This is a genomic window from Nocardia farcinica, assembly GCF_001182745.1.
GTDB lineage: Bacteria > Actinomycetota > Actinomycetes > Mycobacteriales > Mycobacteriaceae > Nocardia > Nocardia farcinica.
Genome location: NZ_LN868938.1, coordinates 203849 through 219596 on the forward strand (window position 1 = coordinate 203849; position 15748 = coordinate 219596).

A 15748-nucleotide genomic window follows, 5' to 3' on the forward strand; every position below is an offset into this window, starting at 1 on the left:
CAGCCACACAGGGACTACTCACCCCACCCCCGGACCGGAGTCTTTCAAGGGGGGTGGGCCGGTCAGGCCGCAGCGGTGTTCGGCGCGCCGGCGGTCGACTGGGCCACGGTCACCCCGGGATCGGTGCCGCCGGTGAACGTGTCCGCCGCGACGAGCTCGGGCAGCGCGGTCGCGCCGAGCACGCCCTGGAACGTCACCGTGTACGGGCCGCCCGCGACACCGGACACCGCCACGTTGCCCGCACCGATGGACGGCAGCATCGCCAACGCGAGCTGCACGTGCGCGGCCCCCGCGTTGTGCGCGATCGGGTCGGTGGTGTGCCCGCGGAAGGTGAGCGTGAAGTGCCCGCCGGTCGGGGAACCGGTGATGGTGACGGTCTGCACCTCGTTGGTGGTGGACGAGCACACCAACTCGGCGCGGGCGCCGACCGCGCCGTTCGCGCACAGCGGGACGGTGATCACCTCGGAGGTCAAGCACCGCTTGTCCACCAGGTACTCGTCCTCCACGAAAAGCTCGGTGTACCGGTTCTTCTGGAGCATGGCCTTGTCGTAGAGGGTGCCGACCTCGATCACCTGGGACAGGTGCCGGTACCAGGTGCCGCGCGGGTACAGCAGCACCTGCACGCTGGTCGGCCACACCACCGACGCCTCCGGCAGCGGCTGCCAGTGCTGCACCCACTGCATGAAGATGTTCCGGTCCGCGAGCCACTGATCGACCTGCTGATCGGTCACGCTCTTGACGTCGCGGCCTTGCTGATTCGCCATGTCGGCCTTGGCGACATCGAGCATCCACGCTTCGGTGACGCCCTCGATGGGGGCGTCGTGGGCCTTGCGCTCCTTCTGCCGGATCACCGCAGCCCGCAACGCCAAGCTGTTGAGGAACGAACCGGTCGCGCCGAGCACCGACGCCGGAGGCACCACACGGGAAGTGGAGCCGGCCACCATGTCCAGGATCGACCAGACCGACAGCTTGATCTGGTAGGCCTTCATGACTTCCTTCATGAAGCGCTCGATCAGCTCCGGCCAGCCGCGCCGCTGCAGGATGCCCGCGGTCACGCACAGGCCGATCGCCTGGAGTCGGATTTCCTCCATGTCCACGCACGGGATCTCGATGCAGGGCTTGGTGGGATCCTCCATCAGCTCTGCTTCGGTGAAACGCCACGGCAGCGTGTTGTACAGCGCGGAGAAATCGGGTTCCTGGGGGCGGCGCAGGCCTCCGCGGGTGATGTTCATGTCCGGCAGCGACAGCAGCCCCGTTGCGGGGTCGACGTCACAGAAGCTGTAGATCGTTTCCGAGGGGGAGCACCAGTGCGCCGACGCGACCAGCGCGCCGTCATCGGCGTATCGGGCGTCCGCGTACTCGGTGGCGGCGATGATCCGGTCCACCTGGTCGGCGAAATCCTTCTCCGACTCGGCGGTCACGATCTGCTCGGGCGCGAACTCGCGCTCGAGCGTCGCCAGCGACAACGGCACCAGCGCCTGCCGCATCCGGTGCGGTGCCCTGTTCGGCACGATCTGGTTGCGCGAGTTGACTTTCTCGATCGCGGCGGCCAGCTCCCGGTAGCCGACGATGCCGTCGACGTGCCCGTGCACCTGGGGGCGCATGTGGAAACCGATCTGGGTGGGCTTGGGTGCCGACTCGGCGGCGGTCTTGCCGGTGCGGGCGGCCAGGCCCTTGAACGTCGGCTTGCCGGCCGATGCGGTGACGGCAGGCTCGACGGCGGCGTCGGCGGCGATGGTCTCGGCCTCCGCGACAACCTCATCCGCGGCGGTGTCGGTGCTGTCGGGCTCACCGCCGCCGGTGTCGTCGCCGGTGGTGGTGTCCTCGGCGGGTGCCTGCCGGGCCGCGCGCGCGTCCACCAGTGCCTGCGCTTCGGCCAGGCGCTGCTGCTCGGCGGCGGCCTGCTCGGCGAGCAGGCCGTTGATCTTCTCCGCGGCCTCGTTGAGCGCCTTCATCCGCGCCAGGGCTTCGGCCGAGACGGTGGCGTCCTCGCCCGCGACGTCCTTGGCGATCGCGTCGAACTCGGATTCGGCCCGGGTCAGCAGCTCCTCGAGCTGGGTCTTGGTGAGCGCGCCGAGGTCGGCGGGCAACTCGAACTCCATGTCTGTCCTCCCGTAGAGGGTCCGGTGTGTCGCCGGGAGGCCCGCAGCCATGCCCCGATTCGCGCGGAAACGTAGATAGGTGGGGTGCAACGCCATACGATGCGAACCGGAAACGGGGGGTGAGCTGCGTAAACCCCTCGAACATGTGATCGAGAAGGGGTTTATGGGATGCGGGTAGTCAGAACGGCGGCCGTGGTGGCCGCGGTGTTGGCGTTGGCGAGCTGCACAAGCAACGGGGACGACACCCCGCGCGGGGACGCGACCCCGATCATGCCGGGCACGACAGCCACGACGGCGAGCGCGGCGACGACCAGCGCGTCACCGGGGGTACTGGCACCCACCGAGACCGGGCTGAGCACCAGCACCGGCATCGAAACCATGATCGTGTCCGTCGAAGACGTGAACGGCAGGTATGGGCCGGTCACGGTGTTCACGTTCCAGCTGGTCAACACCGGTCAGAAGGTGTTCGAGGGCTACAACTGGCCCACCCCGACCGTCGTGTACGGTCCCGCCGGCACCCCGGCCGAGCACACCGTGTCGCTGTCGGAGGGGTACGGCGACGGTGTACAGGGCGCGATCCCGCCGGGCTCCCGCCAGACGGTGCAGCACGCCTACAAGGTGACCAAGGCCGAGCTGAATCCCGCTGTCGTCACCGTGGGTTCGCTGGTGTGGCAAGGCGATTTCGCCGCGTTCCAGCGGTAGGGGACCGCGAGTCGAGACCCCGGCCGACACGGCTGCTCCGCGCCAAGCGGTGAGCCGTGATCGTCCGGGGTCTCGCGCTATTCGGGTGCCTCGACCGGCCGCAGGTCGGCCACGCGCGCGGGGAACGGGTACCGGCCGGGTGCGTCCTCGATGGTCTCGACGGTCGCGGTCGGGCCGTCGATTTCCAGCACCCGGAAGCGGGACACCCCGCCGTCGCCCAGCTTCACCACGTCGCCCACGTCCACCACACCGCGAACGATACCCGCCGGTCTGATCCGGGTTGCGTCACACGCGCGGCGGCCAACTCCAGTGCCCGGCCTTGGGGGTCTCCGAGAACGGGACGGCTCTCTTGTGGCTGGTGCCGTTGGGGTAGATGACGAACAGGTCCACACGGGTCTCGGGGTGCTGGCTGGTGCCGTCGTGGTCGTGGACGCCGGTGATGATGGCGGCGGTGGGCTCGGACGCGTGCTCGCCGCCGGGGGTGCCGTAGGTCTGGAAATGGACGATGCGGCCGATGCTCGGTGTGCTCATGGCGGGGGACGGTAGGCGTGGTGGGCGCAACGACTTGCACCATCCGGCGGTGTGTGTGTATAGTTGTGGGTGTCAGAGGGACAAGCCCTCACCAACCCGGAGGAGCCGGACATGACCACCACCACCTACCGCCGCGCCCGCGCCGCCCGCAAGGCCGCCGCCCACCTCATCCGCACCCGCATCACCGCCGCCCAGGCCGCCCGCCTGGTCCGCGCCCTGCGCAAGCTCAACGGCTACGTCATGACCGGCCTGCTCGAGCGCGGCGAGTTCGTCACCGTGAGCCAGGTGCTCGCCCAGCTCGGCGCCGACGCCGACCTGATCCGCCGCTACGCCTCGCAGGCGGGCAAGGCGATCAAGCGCGCCTACCTCGCCGCCTACGACGGCCGCGAGCCGGTCATGGTGTGGAAGCTCGTCCACGACCGCCCCCGCCAGGTCGCCGCCTACCTGGCCGACGAGCCCGCCGTCCGCGAGGGCCTGGCCGCCTACGCCCGCACCGCCCACCTGGTCGCCGCCCCCGCCGCCGCCTGACCGACCCCCAGCCGGGCGGAACCCCCGCCCGGCCCCCGCCTCCCGAGAGGAGCACGCCATGCGCGAACTGATCCACGACACCGACCAGCTCGACGCCCTCCCGCCCGGTGCCCGCATCGTGGACCAGGGTGTCCGAGCCACCAAGACCGACGACGGGGCGTGGCTGTACGAGACCGGCATGTTCTGGGAGCCGATCCGGTTCCCGGTGCGCCGGATCAAGTAGCCGCCCGCCGCGGGCCGCCCATTCCCGGGCGGCCCGCAACGCTTGCGCTGTTCGCTTACGTGTGTATAGTTGGATTGTTCGAGGGATTGCGCCCTCACCCACCCGGAAGGAGCCGGACCCCATGCTCATGCCCCACCCCATCACCACGACCGCCGTGCCCGTGCTGGTGCTCGTCACCGTCCTGACCCACGCGCTCGCGCTCGCCCCCACCCACGGCATCCAAGCCCGCATCGGCGTCGCCCTGGCCGAGACCGCCGACGCCGCGCTCGCCGCAGGTGCCACCCGCCCCAAGCTGCTCGCCGCTGCCGACGCCGGACTCCGCGGCGCGGCCCGCGCCCCCCGTGAGGAGACCACCCATGCCTGACCAGACCAGCCCGGTCGGTGACAACTTCCCCATGAGCACCTACACCGAGGGCGACCTCGTGATCATCGACGGCCGTAGGTGGCGCGTCGCCCGGATCAGTGACGACGGCCGACCGTCCGTCCGCCTGGTCAGGATGCCGACATACACCCGGATCGGCACCACGGTCTACGCCGACGTGCTGGATCGGATCGGCACCCGCGTCCCGCCCACGCCTGAGCTGTCGCGTGAGCACCTGGCGGTGTTCGCCGTCGACCCCCACGCCGCAGCCGAGTCGGAAGTCGCGGCGATGGCGCAGGAGCTGGTGGCCGCCCGCGCCCGGATCGCGGAGATGGAGAGCGAACGCGCCGCCGCGACCGCCGCGTCCCTGGGCGGCGGCGTTTACAGCTTCGCGTTCGACCGTGCCCGCGCCTCCGTAGAGCACATCGTCACGACCGACGCGTGGCGGGACAAGCTGTCGGCGGCCGACCGCGCCAGCCTGGTCGACCAGCTCGACACGGCCATGCGCGCAGGCATGGAACCCGCCATCGCGAACGCCGTCGTCGCTGGGTCCGTGCTTGCTGGGCGCGCCCGATTCGCCGAGCTGGAGAAGCGCGTCGCCGAGCTGGAGGGCGAGCTTGGGCCACTGCGCACGCAGCGCAGCGCCGCCTACGCGATCCTCGCCAGCATCGCGGCCGAGCTGGGAGCGGAAGAAGAGACCCGGTGGGAGTGCCTGCCGGAGATGGCGCGCGCCCTCGCCACGCGCAAGATCAACCCCGACACCGTCCTGTGGGCTCCCACCGAGGAAGGGCAGGCCGATGCCTGAGCGGACGCCGCGACTGACCGCCGAGGAGCTGGAGGCCCTGCGTGAGGCCACGCTCCAGCACTACGAGGCCGCCGGCTACCCGGACGAGCTGACCGACCGTCTGCGCGCCTACACCGACGAGCCGGACGGCGGGCTGATCAACCTGATCGACATGGCCAGCTCGCTGGCCCGCAGCCACGAGGCCGCGCTGGAACGGATCGCCGAGCTGGAGGCCGAGCGCGCCCGCCTGGTCGAGGGCGTGGCATCGACGGTGCGCAGGTTCAGCGCGACCCTGGATGAGCGGGACGCCCTGCGCGCCCGCCTCGCCGAGCTGGAGGCGCAGCAGCAGCCGCGTGTCATCGCCGACCCCGAAGAGCTGTCGGCACTGCCGGGTGGTGCTCTCGTGCACGACGGGACCGCGGTCTTCGATCACCTCGGCGCCGGGTGGTGGGTCACGACCGGCAGCGCCGACCCGATCCATAGCGAGGCCATCCTCGAGGCCGAGCCGGACGGGACATGCGGGTGCACGGTCATCGTCCTGCGGACGCCCCGGCAGGAAGGACAGGCCGATGCCTGAGCGGATCTCCGACCACATCCTCGTCCGCGTGGCGCGGCCCGATGGCGGCTACGACGACCGGATCGAGTGCGTCGCGCCCGAGACCTGCGAGGGCTGGCAGGAGTGCTGCGAGCGGCACGAAGTCGACGGTCACAATGCTGACGTTGGGCCGTACGACTGTGACACCGACGTGCCGTGGTTCGACGAGGAGGAGTTCAAGTTCCACGGCGTGATCCACACCTACCGCTACCCACACGGTTGGACGGTCCCGTTCCAGGGCTGCATCGTGGCCCATCACCACCGGTGTTGGGGCTCCGACGTGGACGGCATCGACGAGACCACGCCACCCGGCCGGTACCCCATCCGCGCTGAGTGGGATGACGACGAGTGCATCCTCTCGCTCGCCGATCAGGCGGTGGCCGATGCCTGACCGCTACCTGCGCGCCACCCGGCGCCCCCACGACTACGCCGAGACCATCCCGTCCCGCCGCGCCCAGGAGGCCATCGCGCGGGCCGACCGAGAGGACCACCGCCGTGCCTGATGTCCGTACCGAGACGCGTGTCGCGGCCCTGCAGATCCCCGTCGAACTGCTGCGTGGGCTGGACGTCCTCGACCGCGAGATTCGAGGCGGGAAGTTCGCGGCGGCACGCGAATCCGTGCGAATGCTGCGCGATCTGGTGCATGTCCAGGAGCGCGCGATCAGGAAGCTGCTGAGCGAGGCGACCCGATGAGCGCGGGTCAGCTGTCGCTGTTCACGGTGCCCGGCGAGGTCACCGTGGACCTCGCGCCAGACGGTGAGCGCTGGATGGTGCAGATCCCTGGTTGGTCGGTGATGTTTCTCGGTCGTCGCATCTGGCCGACCGAGCGCGCTGTCCGCGCGGAGGTGGGGAAGCTCATCGCCTACAGGGAGGCGCTGCGCGGTGAGGACAGGCGGCGGTGAGCGGCGTCCGGTACCCGTTCACCCCGGCCGAGTTGGCGTTGCTGCGGTGGCGCGTCGATGACATCGGGCCTTTCCTCGCTGAAGGGGAGTACGCGGTGGAGGGCTGGCGGCGCAGCGAAGGCTGTGGCGGTGGCCACGGCTTCCACTACGAGCACACCAAGACCGCGCTGGTCGGTCGCCGGTGTGAGTGGCTGGAAGACGCCTGGTACCCGGACGGGCGGGTGCGGCGGTGGCGGGACGGTCGAGTCCTGTGGGAGGCCCGCATCACCTACAAGCGGCTGCTGGCGTGGCGGGAGTCGTTGCCGTTCCCGGTGATCCACGCCGCCCGCGTGTGGTGGCGGACCGCGCCGGTGTGGACCCGCGACCTGCCCCGCCTGAAAGCGCTCACGCTGCAACAGCTGGACGCGCTCGAACCCCCGCCCACCGCGCCAGCTGATCTGCTCGACCTACTGGAGGCCGCTGATGTCCGTTGATCGCCGACACCCGCCGAAAGATGCTCGCGCGGCGAAGAGCGCGCGAGCGCTTGCCCGCTATCTCGGTCTCCAGCCCAGGAACCCGCGATTCGACGTGTGCGACTGCGGCCACTACCGCGGCGAGCACGAGCGGGGCGGCCGGGGGCGTTGCCGCGAAGACGACTCGTACGGGGTTCGCTGCGCGTGCCCGTCGTACGAGCCGTGGATCGACCCCGACAATGAGGAGGGCGGGTGGTGATCGAGCATCCGCCCGCGGTGTGCTGTGCGTTCTTCCTGCGCGTCCCGGTCGAAGAGGTGCCGGGCCGGTACCGCTACATCCGCCTGCACGTCGAGAGCTGGCGGGAGGACGGCTATCTGGAGACACCGCACCCGCCCGCGGTCGGGGACCGGATCGCCCTCACCGATCAGCTCGCGGGCATTGACGGCGTGTTCGTCGTGCTACGCCGGGAGTGGTTCCACACCGCCTACGAATCCCCGATGTGGCCTGCGGGGACGGGTGCGCCTAAGCGGGGGCCGCTGCTGGAGATCGTGGTGGAGGCCGCGACCAGCGAGCTGCTGGCCGACGAACTCAACTGGGCAGACGAGGCGGAGGATCACACGCAGGTGTAGCCGTGCGACTGCGGCCACCGCCAGCGAATGGGGTGGCCGCAGTCGTTACGGGTCAGACGAACATCGCGGTGCGTTCCTCGGCCGGGGTGATCTTCTCCAGCGCGACCGGGATGCTCAAGGACAACAACAACGCAAGCCCGGTGCCGTTCGCCAGCGTGGCAGTGACCAGGCGGGGCCGCGAGTCTTCCATGAACCGTGCCAGCTCGCCCTCAAGCGCGAGACCGCCCACGCCATCGAGCAGGAATTTCGTTCCGCCGTAGTGCAGCCAGTAACTCGTTTCCACCCGTGTTCCTCCTCTGATAGGCCCCGACCGAGCGCGATCCTATCCGCGAGCGCCGACACGCCTGGTGGAAGCGTTGAGCGGGCGGGGGACACGCTGAGTGTCTAGTCCCCTCAACGAGTTCGGCCCCACCAGCGTGTCTGCTGGTGGGGCCGCGCCTGTGTCACTGGGCGGTCTTCACCTCGGTGATGGTGCCGCCGCCCTTCTCCTGCAACTTGATCCTCGCCTCCGTCACCGTCAGGAACGGACCGATCTTCTCCCCGGTGACCGTGGTGACCAGATAGCCGGCCACCTTCCTCACCGAGGATCGTGCGCCGCCGCCGCAGCAACTTCCCATCAGATGACCGCCTTCCGTCGTGCGTGCTGTTCCCGGATCACGTCGGCGAGGATCCGCCGCCGCCTGCTCGCCGATGCCACCAGTTCCCGCGCGGTACGGGCGCGGTCGAGCGCCGCCTGTCGTTCGGCGTAGGCGGCGACCGCGCGCTGAGCCACGTCATCCAGGACCGCGGAATCCACGACCGGGCGGGATTGGCGGGGGGAGAACGACGCCACCAACGCCAGATCCCCGTCCCGGTCCCTGCGGCGGGACAAGATCGGGAAACCGGGTGTGTTCACGGCGTGGGCGGCAATCAGCTCGGGCCGCCCGCCGACGCGTTCCCAATGCCCGGAATGCGGGGCGCCCAGGGCTTGGCGGACCATGTCCTCGCTGGCGTGCGGGTTGACCGCGCCCGACACCCAGATACCGATGTCGTTCTCACCGGCGCGGACGAAAGCCCACGCTGTCGCCACGTTGTCGTAGTGGTCGAGAGCGGCGCGCATCCCGTTGCCGGCGGGGGCGTGGCCACCGCCCACGGTGAGGCGGCCGACGCGCAGGATCTCGCCGTTGTCGAGGTAGACGTGGGACTGGTGGAACTCTGCGTAGCCGGAGTGCGACCGGTAGGGGGTGACGGTCCGGTTGCGGTAGCCCATGTGCTGGGTGTCCCAGGTGGCGAGGTAGCCGACCACGCGGCCCTCGCTGGTGAGGTGGATCGGGGTGGGTTCGTCCAGTCCGGGATCGGTGAACCAGTCGGCGGGGAACGTGTCGGGCTTGACCGTCATGCCGGCGGTGAGGGCGGGCATAGTGGTGTCGTCGGTGGTGTCGCCCAAGATCATGTGCGCGTCCCGGAACTCGGGCACGCTGACGAGGGTCGCGGCGACGACCTCGGCGACGTCGATGCGCATCACCACCTGCGCGCCGTCCATCATCATCTGCTCGGCGGTCTCGGGAGTGACGGGATTGCCGGAGGGGTCGGACAGCACCTCGGCGCGGGCGACCAGTTCGACAGACGGGCGGGTCACACCGGCCTCGATCTGCTGGATCGCCTCATCGGCTTCCGGGCTGTCGAGCATCCTGCCGGTGCCCCACACCGCGCCGTCGCGTTCCTCGATGGTCTCAAGGACACCGACCGTGTACGCGCCATCATGGCCCGGGTCGGCGGTCTTCTGCCATTTGAGGGCGAGGGGCAGCGCGCTGTCCACGAGCTGCACGTTGTTGGCGAGCATCCAGCCTTGGGAGCGGCCGGGCACGCCGGTGGGGATGATCATGGCCTCGAATCTGCGTGCCATTGTGGTGCCTCCTGCGGGTGGTGATGCTGACGCTACTCGAGCCGGTGCCTGCACCTGCGCGGGGACGATGGTGACGATGCACCGGCAGCCCATCACCTCATCGGGTGGGCCGGACGGGTCGCCGGGCCGGTCGAGACTCGCTGTCCCGACCTCGAACCTCGCGGAGAGCGGGACGCGTTGCCGGTCGGCGGCGCGATGGGTGGGGCGGGTGCGGTCGTCATGCAGGCACCACCACACCTTGTCGAACTGGGCGCCGGTCTCCCGGGACTCGATGGCCGCCAACTCGATCCGGGACGCGTTGAACACCGCCACCGCCTCATGCCGGCCCAACTCGTCCGCGGCAGCGCCCCATTCGGTCGGGGACAGCACGCGGGCGACAGCCTCCCGAGCGCCGGTGACCGTGGCGGCGTTGCGGATGGCGGTGCGGACACGGCCGAGCGCACGCCCCGGCACGGCGGCCATCCGCTGCCGCACCCCCGTCAGGTAGCGGTCCCGCCAGGCGTTCGCCTTCTCCCGCGCCCCACCCAGCAGCCGGTCCACCAGGCCCGCGAATCCGGCCATGAACCGGGTTTCCAAGATCCTGTCCCAGACGGTGGCGGCGGTGCGGGTGATCGCGTCCGCGTCCGGCGGTACCGGGCCCGGATCGCTGGCGGCGGCGGTGAACACCGGCAGGACCGCATCGAGGGCGACGGGCAGCCACTCAGCCAACGCGGCCGTGGTGAGCGCGGCCACCTCCTGCTCCAGAGTCAGGACCGCGAGGAAGTCAGCGCGCGTGCTCATGTGAGCACCTGCCGCACCACAGCGACCGGCACCACCGGCCTCGACTGCGACGTCAGCGCCGCGCGGGATATCTCGGTGACGGCGGCGGCCAGGCGGGCACGATTGATGCCGAGCTGCACGCACAGCTCCTCGTCCAGCACCTCATCCCAGCCGGTGATGAGACGGTCGATATCGGCTGCCGCGCACCGCAAATGCAAGTGCGTGTCTCGGGCGGGGACATCACGCAGGCGTCCCTGATCCTGGCGTGTGCGCCTGCGTTTGCCGGCCAGCCGCAACGCTTCGTTGACCGACATGCGCACAACCGTGGCTGCCGCGGCCTCGCGGGTGTCGGGTTGGCGGCTGGTGTCGATCGCGGGTGGTTCGGGTGGCGGCCCCGATGTAGGCGGGGCGGGTGCGAGTTCGGGCAGGTCGGAGAGTGCGGGGACGAGCGTGCGGAGGACGGGGGCGAGGGTGGGCAGCAGTTCGGGCTTGCGGCGGATGGTGTCGGTGGCCCAGTCGCGCCAGCCGTCGCGGGTGGACAGGTCGTAGCCGTCGGTGTCTTGGGACAGGCCGAGCTGCTGGAGGTAGGTGGTGGGGCGGGCGACGCCGTCCATGAATGCTTGCCGGGTCTTCTCCACGCCATCGGGTTCGGCGTCGACGTCGCTGGTGTCGTACCAGACGACGACGTCGCTGCCGGGCGGGAGGAGGGGGCGCAGGAGTTGGGTGGTGAAGGCGTCGCAGATGACTTCCATTTCGGGGGCTGCGTGCCAGCGCACGCCTTCCTCCTCGACACCGGCCAGCGACCAGTGGTTGAGGTCGGCGAGTCCGAGCAGTACCTCGGGTGGCATGTCCAAGGTCATCGCGAGGCGGCGGACGGCTTTCTCGAGCGCGGCCAGTGCCTTCTCCGACACTTCGCTGTCGAACTTGATGTGGCGGATCTTGTCGACGTACTCGCCTGCCACGGTGATGATGATCGGCACCAGCGCCTCCGCGGAGGACGGGTCTTCGATCGCCTTGCTCATGGCGGCCTGCAGGGCTTGGCGTAGCTCTCCGGCGGAGACGAATCGGCCCGCGGCCGGTGGTGGGGGCGGCAGGTTGGGGGCGTCGGGTGATTCGCCGCGTGGGGGTTCGGTGGTGGGCATGGAGATTTCGCGGGGCAGCACGAGCACGCCGTTGCCGGCCTGCCGGGATTTGCCTGCCGCCTCCACGTTCTGGGTCATGCGGACGATCTGCCGCAGGATCGGCAGGGCGGCCTTGACCGGGGACCAGGGCAGCACGGAGCGGCGGGGGTCGCGTCGCCAGATCCTCGACAGGGTGTCGGTGTCGGGCTGGACCTCGTACTTGGTGCCGTCCTCGAGCTCGAGTTCGACCTTGTCGCCGCGGGTCTTCACCTCGTCGCGGGACAGGATGTGCCACTGTTCTTCGCCGCCGGGGTAGATGATCGCCAGCCATGCCTCCCCGGGGATCATCATCAGCGGGGCCAGCCGGGACAGCAGCTGTGATTGGCCGGTGGCGCCGCCGGCGATGGCGCGGACGATCTGCTTGGCGAGTTCGTTGTCCGTGCTGCCGGTTGGTTTGCCGGTCTCGGGGTCGAGGTCGGAGGCGACGAGCCGGAAGCGGGACAGCAGCGCGGTTTTCCACAGCAGCGCAAAAGACAGTTCGCCGACCAGGTCGAGCATGTCCCACGCTTCGGCCTGCCAGTCCCCGCGCGCCCCGTTGGCGGGTTTGGTGATCTTGCCCCACCGGTCGGGCGGTACGGGGGCGGCGGCGGCCGACAGCGCGGGAAGGGCCGGCGCCTCCGTGTCGGTGGTGCCGGTCTTTCGTTTACGCCAGATGATCGCCATCGCGCGGCACCGTAGAGGCCGGGGGTGCAGCGCGGCGGCGGGTTATCGGGGGTGCTGTTCCCGGTGGATGCGGTCGCGGATTTCGTAGGCGGTGGGGCCTCGGCCGGTGCGGTGCGTCCGGTATCCGGCCACGCCGATCCAGGCTAGGGCGAGTGCGGACAGCACGGTGATGACGGCGAGCCCGGCCGCGAACACGTGGGCGGTCACCAGGTGCGCACCGCGTCCGGCAGGGGCCAGCGGTGCCGGTGCGGCCACGCTTGTTCGGGGCGGGCGATGACCATTTCGGCCTGCTCGGTGATCGCGCGGCGGTGCGACCAAATGTGTTCGGCGGTGGGCGCGATCACCACCTGTGCGTGGACGGTGTGCATGCGTTCGAGCAGCACCAGCAGCGGCATGAACTCCTTGAGTTCGGCGATGTAGATTTCGGCGAGGTCGAGGCCGCGGCGCTGCGCGCACGCCTCGATCAGTGCCCGCAGCTGGTCGGTGTCGCGTCCAGCGTGCTCCTGGCGGATATATCCGATAGCGGTCGTCAACGTGGTTCCCCTCCGTATCGTGTGGTTGGTGGGCGCCCGACGCCGAGGGCCTCCCCTGTGGGTTGGTCGCTGGAATGCTGGCGGGGGTGGCGCGCCCCGGCGTCGGGGCTGTCGGGGACGTTACGGCTGGATGAAAGGCCGAATGTACGAAGAATGTTCGATGGTTTTCGGGGTAGGTTGTGGGCGTGACTCGCAATGCCGGGAAGGTTGACCCAGCACAGAACCATGTCGGCGCGGCCATCGCGAAGTATCGGCGGATGCGGGGGTTGACGCAGCACCAGCTGGCGGCTGCCGCGCACGTGTCGCGGTCGATGCTGGCGCAGGTGGAGACCGGTAAGGCGCAGGCGTCGACGGTGTGGATCGGGTCGATCGCGAACGCGTTGCGCGTGGATTCCTCGCGCCTGTACGGGACCGGCAGCGAACCCGAGCAGCTGGTGGATGTGCTGCCGGTGTTGCGCCGGTCGCTGGCCGCGGTCGACCTGATGGACGATATCGAGCCGGCCCCGCTCGAGCAGCTTCAGGTGATGGTCGCCGAGGTGTCGGCGTGGCGGCGTGACGCCAAGTACAGCAAGATCACCGCGGTGCTGCCGGACCTGGTGGATCAGCTGCTGGTGTCCGGGCGTGAGGCGGGCCGTCCGGCGTACACGCTGCTGGTGGACGCCTACCGGGCGGCGAACACCGTCGCGCACAAGCTCGGATACTCCGATCTGTCGATGACGGCGACCGAGCGGATGGTGTGGGCGGCGCAGCAGTCCGGTGACCCGCTGCTGCTGTCCACCGTCCACTACGTGCAGGCGGCGACGCTGTCGCGGATCGGCGCCGACCGGAAAGCCCTTCGGCTGCTGGCGCGTTCGATGTCGGACATCGAGCCGCTGGCCGACGAAGACGCTACCGCGGGCGCGGTGTATTCGATCCTGCACATGCGGGCCGGGACGATCGCGGCGGCGGCCGGGGAAGGCGACACCGCGCGCTCGCACCTGGCCGAGGCTGAGCAGCTGGCCCGCCACATCGGCGACCGCGTCGTCTACAACACCCCGGTGGGGCCGACGAACGTGAAGCTGTATCAGGTGTGCGCGGAGGCTGATCTGGGGGAGCCGGGCCGCGCGATCGAGATAGCGAAGACCACGCGGATGCCGAGCGGTTTCCCGGCCGAGCGCAGGTCGTATTTCTGGGTGGACACCGCGCGCGCGTTCCTGGCGGCGGGCCAGCTGGACGCGGCGATGGCGGCGTTGCAGGAGTCGCGGTTGGCCTCGGCGGAGCACTTCCGGTCCTCGCGTGCGGTGCGGTCCACCATCGAGACGCTGGCGACGCAGCAGCGGCGACCCAGTGAGACGCTGCGGAGTCTCGCGCACGCCGCCGGCCTGGACGCGCTGCTGGTCTAGGGGCTGATGTCCCGCATCACCGAGCGCAGCACCTCGGCCAGTTCGTGGAGGCGTTTCGCGGGAATGTAGGTGCCCCGTAGAGAGGTTCGGTCCAGCTCGGCGGCGACCGCCTCGAGGCGTTGGGTCGGTGTCGGGGGCGCGGGTGCCGTCATGGCTGGTGCCTACCACATGCCACCGACAAGCGGTGTTGCCCCCGCGCCCCATCCCCCCAGGGCGCGGGGGTTGCGGGGTTAGCGGGGCAGGTGCTTGGACTTGGACGGGTCGGGATCGGGCACGTCGTCGTGGTGGTCATCCCCACCGCCACCCTCGCAGAGCGGGCACCACGAGCGAGCGTGCCATTGCGTCGCCCCGAGTTCGAGCCCGACCACGACCGCCAACGCGAACGACACCGGGATGAGCGGGCCGCTGCCGGCGATGATGTTCCACACCAGCGTGAGGACGAGGCACACGAACGCCAGCGGGAACAGCACTGCGAGCACGGCGCACCAGCGGTGATAGCGGCGTCCCGCGTCTCGGCTGTGCTGGGTGGGGCCCTCGAGCGGGTACCGGTCGAAGCACGTGCCGTGGCAGCGCTGCCGCGACAGGTGGCCCAGTGCCAGCGCGATGATGGGGAGGGTGCCGAGGTTGACCAGGGTGACCCACCCTGATCCGAACAGGGGCGTCACCACGTACAGGACGGCGCTGAGCAGGAACAGGGCGGGCAGTGCCCGGTAGGCGAGACAGGAGATGGACAAGGCGGGGGCCTCCTCGCGGTAGCGGATGAAAAGGGGGGAAGCGCCCCGCCAGGGTGTGGCGGGGCGCTCGGCGTCACTCGGCGGTGACGGGCTCTGCGGGTCGGGCTCCATCGGTCAACGCCCATTCGATCTGGTCGATGGCCTGCTGTGCGTGCTCGAGGGAGAAGACGGCGACCCGGCCGTCCGGGGTGTCCAGGCACCACAGGCCGTAGCGGGGGGTGCCGGGCAGGTAGCGGCTGACGGTGTACCGGTGGTTGCAGGCGTGCCACACCTGGGTGGACAGGGTCGGCCGCAGCCTGGTCGCGTCGTGGGTGATGACGTCGCGGACGGTGGGGGCGGCACCGTCGAAGGTGGCCGCGAACGCGTCCTGGGCGGCGTCGTGCAGGCGTTCGAGGACGGCGCGCGTGTCGTCCCAGGCCGCCCAGGGCGGAGTGAAGTAGGTGGGTTCATCGGCCAGGTGCGCCGCGAGCGCGTCATCGCTCGCGGCGACGAGGTGCGCGGCGGCGATCTGGGCGGGGGTGTAGGCGGTCATGTCCGGTCCTTCCGGGGCGGGTGGGGCTTGGTCCCCAGGGCAAGGGCCGCCGCGGGGTGGCGGCGGCGGTCCGTCGTGCGGGGGGTGGGGCCCGCCCCGTGGTGAGGCGGGCCGGTGGGTCAGGCGACCTCGGCGGGGGCGTCGGCCCAGAGGCAGACGGTGACCCGCTCGCCGGTGCGGGTGTCGCGCCAGGTGGTGCACTCCTCGTGCCCGCAGGTGGGGCGGGGGTCGGTGGTGAGGGTGGGGGTCCACTGGTCGGTCATGTCCGG

At 70.4% G+C, this 15748-nt stretch carries 26 protein-coding genes; 12 read left to right on the plus strand and 14 right to left on the minus strand.

From position 1 onward, the window contains the following. Positions 1-62: 62 nt before the first annotated feature. Positions 63-2102, minus strand: a complete 2040-nt coding sequence (locus AMO33_RS01085) for a major capsid protein (protein ID WP_060589881.1) — start codon at positions 2100-2102, stop codon at positions 63-65. Positions 2103-2263: 161 nt separating this feature from the next. Then, positions 2264-2482 carry a hypothetical protein gene (locus AMO33_RS01090; RefSeq protein ID WP_060589883.1) on the minus strand — a complete coding sequence of 73 codons (219 nt, stop codon included), beginning with the start codon at positions 2480-2482 and terminating at the stop codon, positions 2264-2266. On the opposite strand from AMO33_RS01090, the gene AMO33_RS01095 reads away from it, so the two are divergent. Next, the gene (locus AMO33_RS01095; RefSeq protein WP_060589884.1) at positions 2481-2804 is read left to right on the plus strand and encodes a hypothetical protein; all 324 of its coding nucleotides are present in this window, start codon (positions 2481-2483) and stop codon (positions 2802-2804) included. The two genes, AMO33_RS01090 and AMO33_RS01095, sit on opposite strands and share 2 nt — an antisense overlap. 77 nt (positions 2805-2881) lie before the next feature. Here the strand turns inward: AMO33_RS01095 and AMO33_RS31235 are convergent, their stop codons facing one another. Together AMO33_RS31235 and AMO33_RS01100 are read right to left on the minus strand one after the other, a co-directional pair. Continuing rightward, positions 2882-3052, minus strand: coding sequence for a hypothetical protein (locus AMO33_RS31235; protein WP_159005653.1), 171 nt, complete (start codon positions 3050-3052; stop codon positions 2882-2884). A gap of 37 nt (positions 3053-3089) precedes the next feature. Then, entirely contained in the window at positions 3090-3335 is a 246-nt protein-coding gene (locus AMO33_RS01100) for a hypothetical protein (protein WP_060589886.1), read from the minus strand. A 111-nt stretch (positions 3336-3446) separates the two neighbouring features. On the opposite strand from AMO33_RS01100, the gene AMO33_RS01105 reads away from it, so the two are divergent. The 10 genes from AMO33_RS01105 (at position 3447) to AMO33_RS01145 (ending at position 7810) form a co-directional block, all read left to right on the plus strand. Further along, positions 3447-3863 (plus strand): hypothetical protein, encoded by a 417-nt coding sequence (locus AMO33_RS01105; RefSeq protein ID WP_060589888.1) that lies wholly within the window; start codon positions 3447-3449, stop codon positions 3861-3863. Positions 3864-3921: 58 nt separating this feature from the next. Then, positions 3922-4086: a hypothetical protein gene (locus tag AMO33_RS31240; RefSeq protein WP_159005651.1), complete on the plus strand. Its 165-nt coding sequence runs from the start codon at positions 3922-3924 to the stop codon at positions 4084-4086. 121 nt (positions 4087-4207) lie between these two features. After that, positions 4208-4450 carry a hypothetical protein gene (locus AMO33_RS01110; RefSeq protein WP_060589890.1) on the plus strand — a complete coding sequence of 81 codons (243 nt, stop codon included), beginning with the start codon at positions 4208-4210 and terminating at the stop codon, positions 4448-4450. After that, positions 4443-5252: a hypothetical protein gene (locus tag AMO33_RS01115; protein ID WP_159033813.1), complete on the plus strand. Its 810-nt coding sequence runs from the start codon at positions 4443-4445 to the stop codon at positions 5250-5252. The genes AMO33_RS01110 and AMO33_RS01115 overlap by 8 nt, the downstream gene beginning before the upstream one ends. After that, positions 5245-5808: a hypothetical protein gene (locus AMO33_RS01120; RefSeq protein WP_060589894.1), complete on the plus strand. Its 564-nt coding sequence runs from the start codon at positions 5245-5247 to the stop codon at positions 5806-5808. The genes AMO33_RS01115 and AMO33_RS01120 overlap by 8 nt, the downstream gene beginning before the upstream one ends. Further along, positions 5801-6217 (plus strand): hypothetical protein, encoded by a 417-nt coding sequence (locus tag AMO33_RS01125; RefSeq protein WP_060589896.1) that lies wholly within the window; start codon positions 5801-5803, stop codon positions 6215-6217. Before AMO33_RS01120 ends, AMO33_RS01125 begins: the two co-directional genes overlap by 8 nt. A gap of 104 nt (positions 6218-6321) precedes the next feature. Beyond that, the gene (locus tag AMO33_RS01130) at positions 6322-6519 is read left to right on the plus strand and encodes a hypothetical protein (protein ID WP_060589898.1); all 198 of its coding nucleotides are present in this window, start codon (positions 6322-6324) and stop codon (positions 6517-6519) included. Next, positions 6516-6728: a hypothetical protein gene (locus tag AMO33_RS01135; protein WP_060589900.1), complete on the plus strand. Its 213-nt coding sequence runs from the start codon at positions 6516-6518 to the stop codon at positions 6726-6728. The genes AMO33_RS01130 and AMO33_RS01135 overlap by 4 nt, the downstream gene beginning before the upstream one ends. Next, entirely contained in the window at positions 6725-7201 is a 477-nt protein-coding gene (locus tag AMO33_RS01140) for a hypothetical protein (RefSeq protein ID WP_060589902.1), read from the plus strand. The genes AMO33_RS01135 and AMO33_RS01140 overlap by 4 nt, the downstream gene beginning before the upstream one ends. A 231-nt stretch (positions 7202-7432) precedes the next feature. Then, positions 7433-7810, plus strand: coding sequence for a hypothetical protein (locus AMO33_RS01145; protein ID WP_060589903.1), 378 nt, complete (start codon positions 7433-7435; stop codon positions 7808-7810). Between the two features lie 52 nt (positions 7811-7862). On the opposite strand, the gene AMO33_RS01150 is transcribed toward AMO33_RS01145, so the two are convergent. The 6 genes from AMO33_RS01150 to AMO33_RS01165 form a co-directional block, all read right to left on the minus strand. Further along, positions 7863-8093: a hypothetical protein gene (locus AMO33_RS01150; RefSeq protein WP_060589904.1), complete on the minus strand. Its 231-nt coding sequence runs from the start codon at positions 8091-8093 to the stop codon at positions 7863-7865. Positions 8094-8253: 160 nt separating this feature from the next. After that, positions 8254-8391, minus strand: a complete 138-nt coding sequence (locus tag AMO33_RS31245) for a DUF7196 family protein (RefSeq protein ID WP_159005564.1) — start codon at positions 8389-8391, stop codon at positions 8254-8256. A gap of 35 nt (positions 8392-8426) precedes the next feature. Beyond that, positions 8427-10475 (minus strand): structural protein, encoded by a 2049-nt coding sequence (locus AMO33_RS01155; RefSeq protein WP_060589906.1) that lies wholly within the window; start codon positions 10473-10475, stop codon positions 8427-8429. After that, complete coding sequence (locus tag AMO33_RS01160) at positions 10472-12298, minus strand: hypothetical protein (protein WP_060589908.1); 1827 nt, start codon at positions 12296-12298, stop codon at positions 10472-10474. Before AMO33_RS01160 ends, AMO33_RS01155 begins: the two co-directional genes overlap by 4 nt. A 42-nt stretch (positions 12299-12340) precedes the next feature. Then, positions 12341-12505, minus strand: a complete 165-nt coding sequence (locus AMO33_RS31250; RefSeq protein ID WP_159005562.1) for a hypothetical protein — start codon at positions 12503-12505, stop codon at positions 12341-12343. Next, positions 12502-12831, minus strand: a complete 330-nt coding sequence (locus AMO33_RS01165) for a hypothetical protein (RefSeq protein ID WP_060589910.1) — start codon at positions 12829-12831, stop codon at positions 12502-12504. Before AMO33_RS01165 ends, AMO33_RS31250 begins: the two co-directional genes overlap by 4 nt. A 257-nt stretch (positions 12832-13088) precedes the next feature. On the opposite strand from AMO33_RS01165, the gene AMO33_RS01170 reads away from it, so the two are divergent. Then, positions 13089-14213 carry a helix-turn-helix domain-containing protein gene (locus AMO33_RS01170; RefSeq protein WP_060589911.1) on the plus strand — a complete coding sequence of 375 codons (1125 nt, stop codon included), beginning with the start codon at positions 13089-13091 and terminating at the stop codon, positions 14211-14213. On the opposite strand, the gene AMO33_RS31255 is transcribed toward AMO33_RS01170, so the two are convergent. From AMO33_RS31255 to AMO33_RS31260, 4 genes are all read right to left on the minus strand, one after another. After that, positions 14210-14365, minus strand: a complete 156-nt coding sequence (locus tag AMO33_RS31255) for a hypothetical protein (RefSeq protein ID WP_159005560.1) — start codon at positions 14363-14365, stop codon at positions 14210-14212. The genes AMO33_RS01170 and AMO33_RS31255 overlap by 4 nt on opposite strands. A gap of 78 nt (positions 14366-14443) precedes the next feature. Next, a complete protein-coding gene (locus tag AMO33_RS01175; RefSeq protein ID WP_139337541.1) occupies positions 14444-14947 on the minus strand; it encodes a hypothetical protein in 504 nt (167 codons plus the stop codon). 73 nt (positions 14948-15020) lie between these two features. Further along, on the minus strand, positions 15021-15479 hold the full coding sequence (locus AMO33_RS01180) for a hypothetical protein (protein ID WP_060589914.1): 459 nt from the start codon (positions 15477-15479) through the stop codon (positions 15021-15023). A gap of 119 nt (positions 15480-15598) precedes the next feature. Continuing rightward, on the minus strand, positions 15599-15742 hold the full coding sequence (locus AMO33_RS31260) for a hypothetical protein (protein WP_159005558.1): 144 nt from the start codon (positions 15740-15742) through the stop codon (positions 15599-15601). Between the last annotated feature and the right edge of the window lie 6 nt (positions 15743-15748).

Bases quoted from the DNA above. Each gene is read 5' to 3' on its own strand.
- AMO33_RS01115 (WP_159033813.1), top strand. From the start codon at position 4,443: ATGCCTGACCAGACCAGCCCGGTCGGTGACAACTTCCCCATGAGCACC.
- AMO33_RS01085 (WP_060589881.1), bottom strand. From the start codon at position 2,102: ATGGAGTTCGAGTTGCCCGCCGACCTCGGCGCGCTCACCAAGACCCAG.
- AMO33_RS31260 (WP_159005558.1), bottom strand. From the start codon at position 15,742: ATGACCGACCAGTGGACCCCCACCCTCACCACCGACCCCCGCCCCACC.
- AMO33_RS31240 (WP_159005651.1), top strand. From the start codon at position 3,922: ATGCGCGAACTGATCCACGACACCGACCAGCTCGACGCCCTCCCGCCC.
- AMO33_RS01110 (WP_060589890.1), top strand. From the start codon at position 4,208: ATGCTCATGCCCCACCCCATCACCACGACCGCCGTGCCCGTGCTGGTG.
- AMO33_RS01095 (WP_060589884.1), top strand. From the start codon at position 2,481: ATGATCGTGTCCGTCGAAGACGTGAACGGCAGGTATGGGCCGGTCACG.
- AMO33_RS01155 (WP_060589906.1), bottom strand. From the start codon at position 10,475: ATGAGCACGCGCGCTGACTTCCTCGCGGTCCTGACTCTGGAGCAGGAG.
- AMO33_RS01160 (WP_060589908.1), bottom strand. From the start codon at position 12,298: ATGGCGATCATCTGGCGTAAACGAAAGACCGGCACCACCGACACGGAG.
- AMO33_RS01170 (WP_060589911.1), top strand. From the start codon at position 13,089: ATGCGGGGGTTGACGCAGCACCAGCTGGCGGCTGCCGCGCACGTGTCG.
- AMO33_RS01090 (WP_060589883.1), bottom strand. From the start codon at position 2,482: ATGGTTTCGATGCCGGTGCTGGTGCTCAGCCCGGTCTCGGTGGGTGCC.
- AMO33_RS01125 (WP_060589896.1), top strand. From the start codon at position 5,801: ATGCCTGAGCGGATCTCCGACCACATCCTCGTCCGCGTGGCGCGGCCC.
- AMO33_RS01135 (WP_060589900.1), top strand. From the start codon at position 6,516: ATGAGCGCGGGTCAGCTGTCGCTGTTCACGGTGCCCGGCGAGGTCACC.
- AMO33_RS31255 (WP_159005560.1), bottom strand. From the start codon at position 14,365: ATGACGGCACCCGCGCCCCCGACACCGACCCAACGCCTCGAGGCGGTC.
- AMO33_RS01180 (WP_060589914.1), bottom strand. From the start codon at position 15,479: ATGACCGCCTACACCCCCGCCCAGATCGCCGCCGCGCACCTCGTCGCC.
- AMO33_RS01120 (WP_060589894.1), top strand. From the start codon at position 5,245: ATGCCTGAGCGGACGCCGCGACTGACCGCCGAGGAGCTGGAGGCCCTG.
- AMO33_RS01105 (WP_060589888.1), top strand. From the start codon at position 3,447: ATGACCACCACCACCTACCGCCGCGCCCGCGCCGCCCGCAAGGCCGCC.
- AMO33_RS01100 (WP_060589886.1), bottom strand. From the start codon at position 3,335: ATGAGCACACCGAGCATCGGCCGCATCGTCCATTTCCAGACCTACGGC.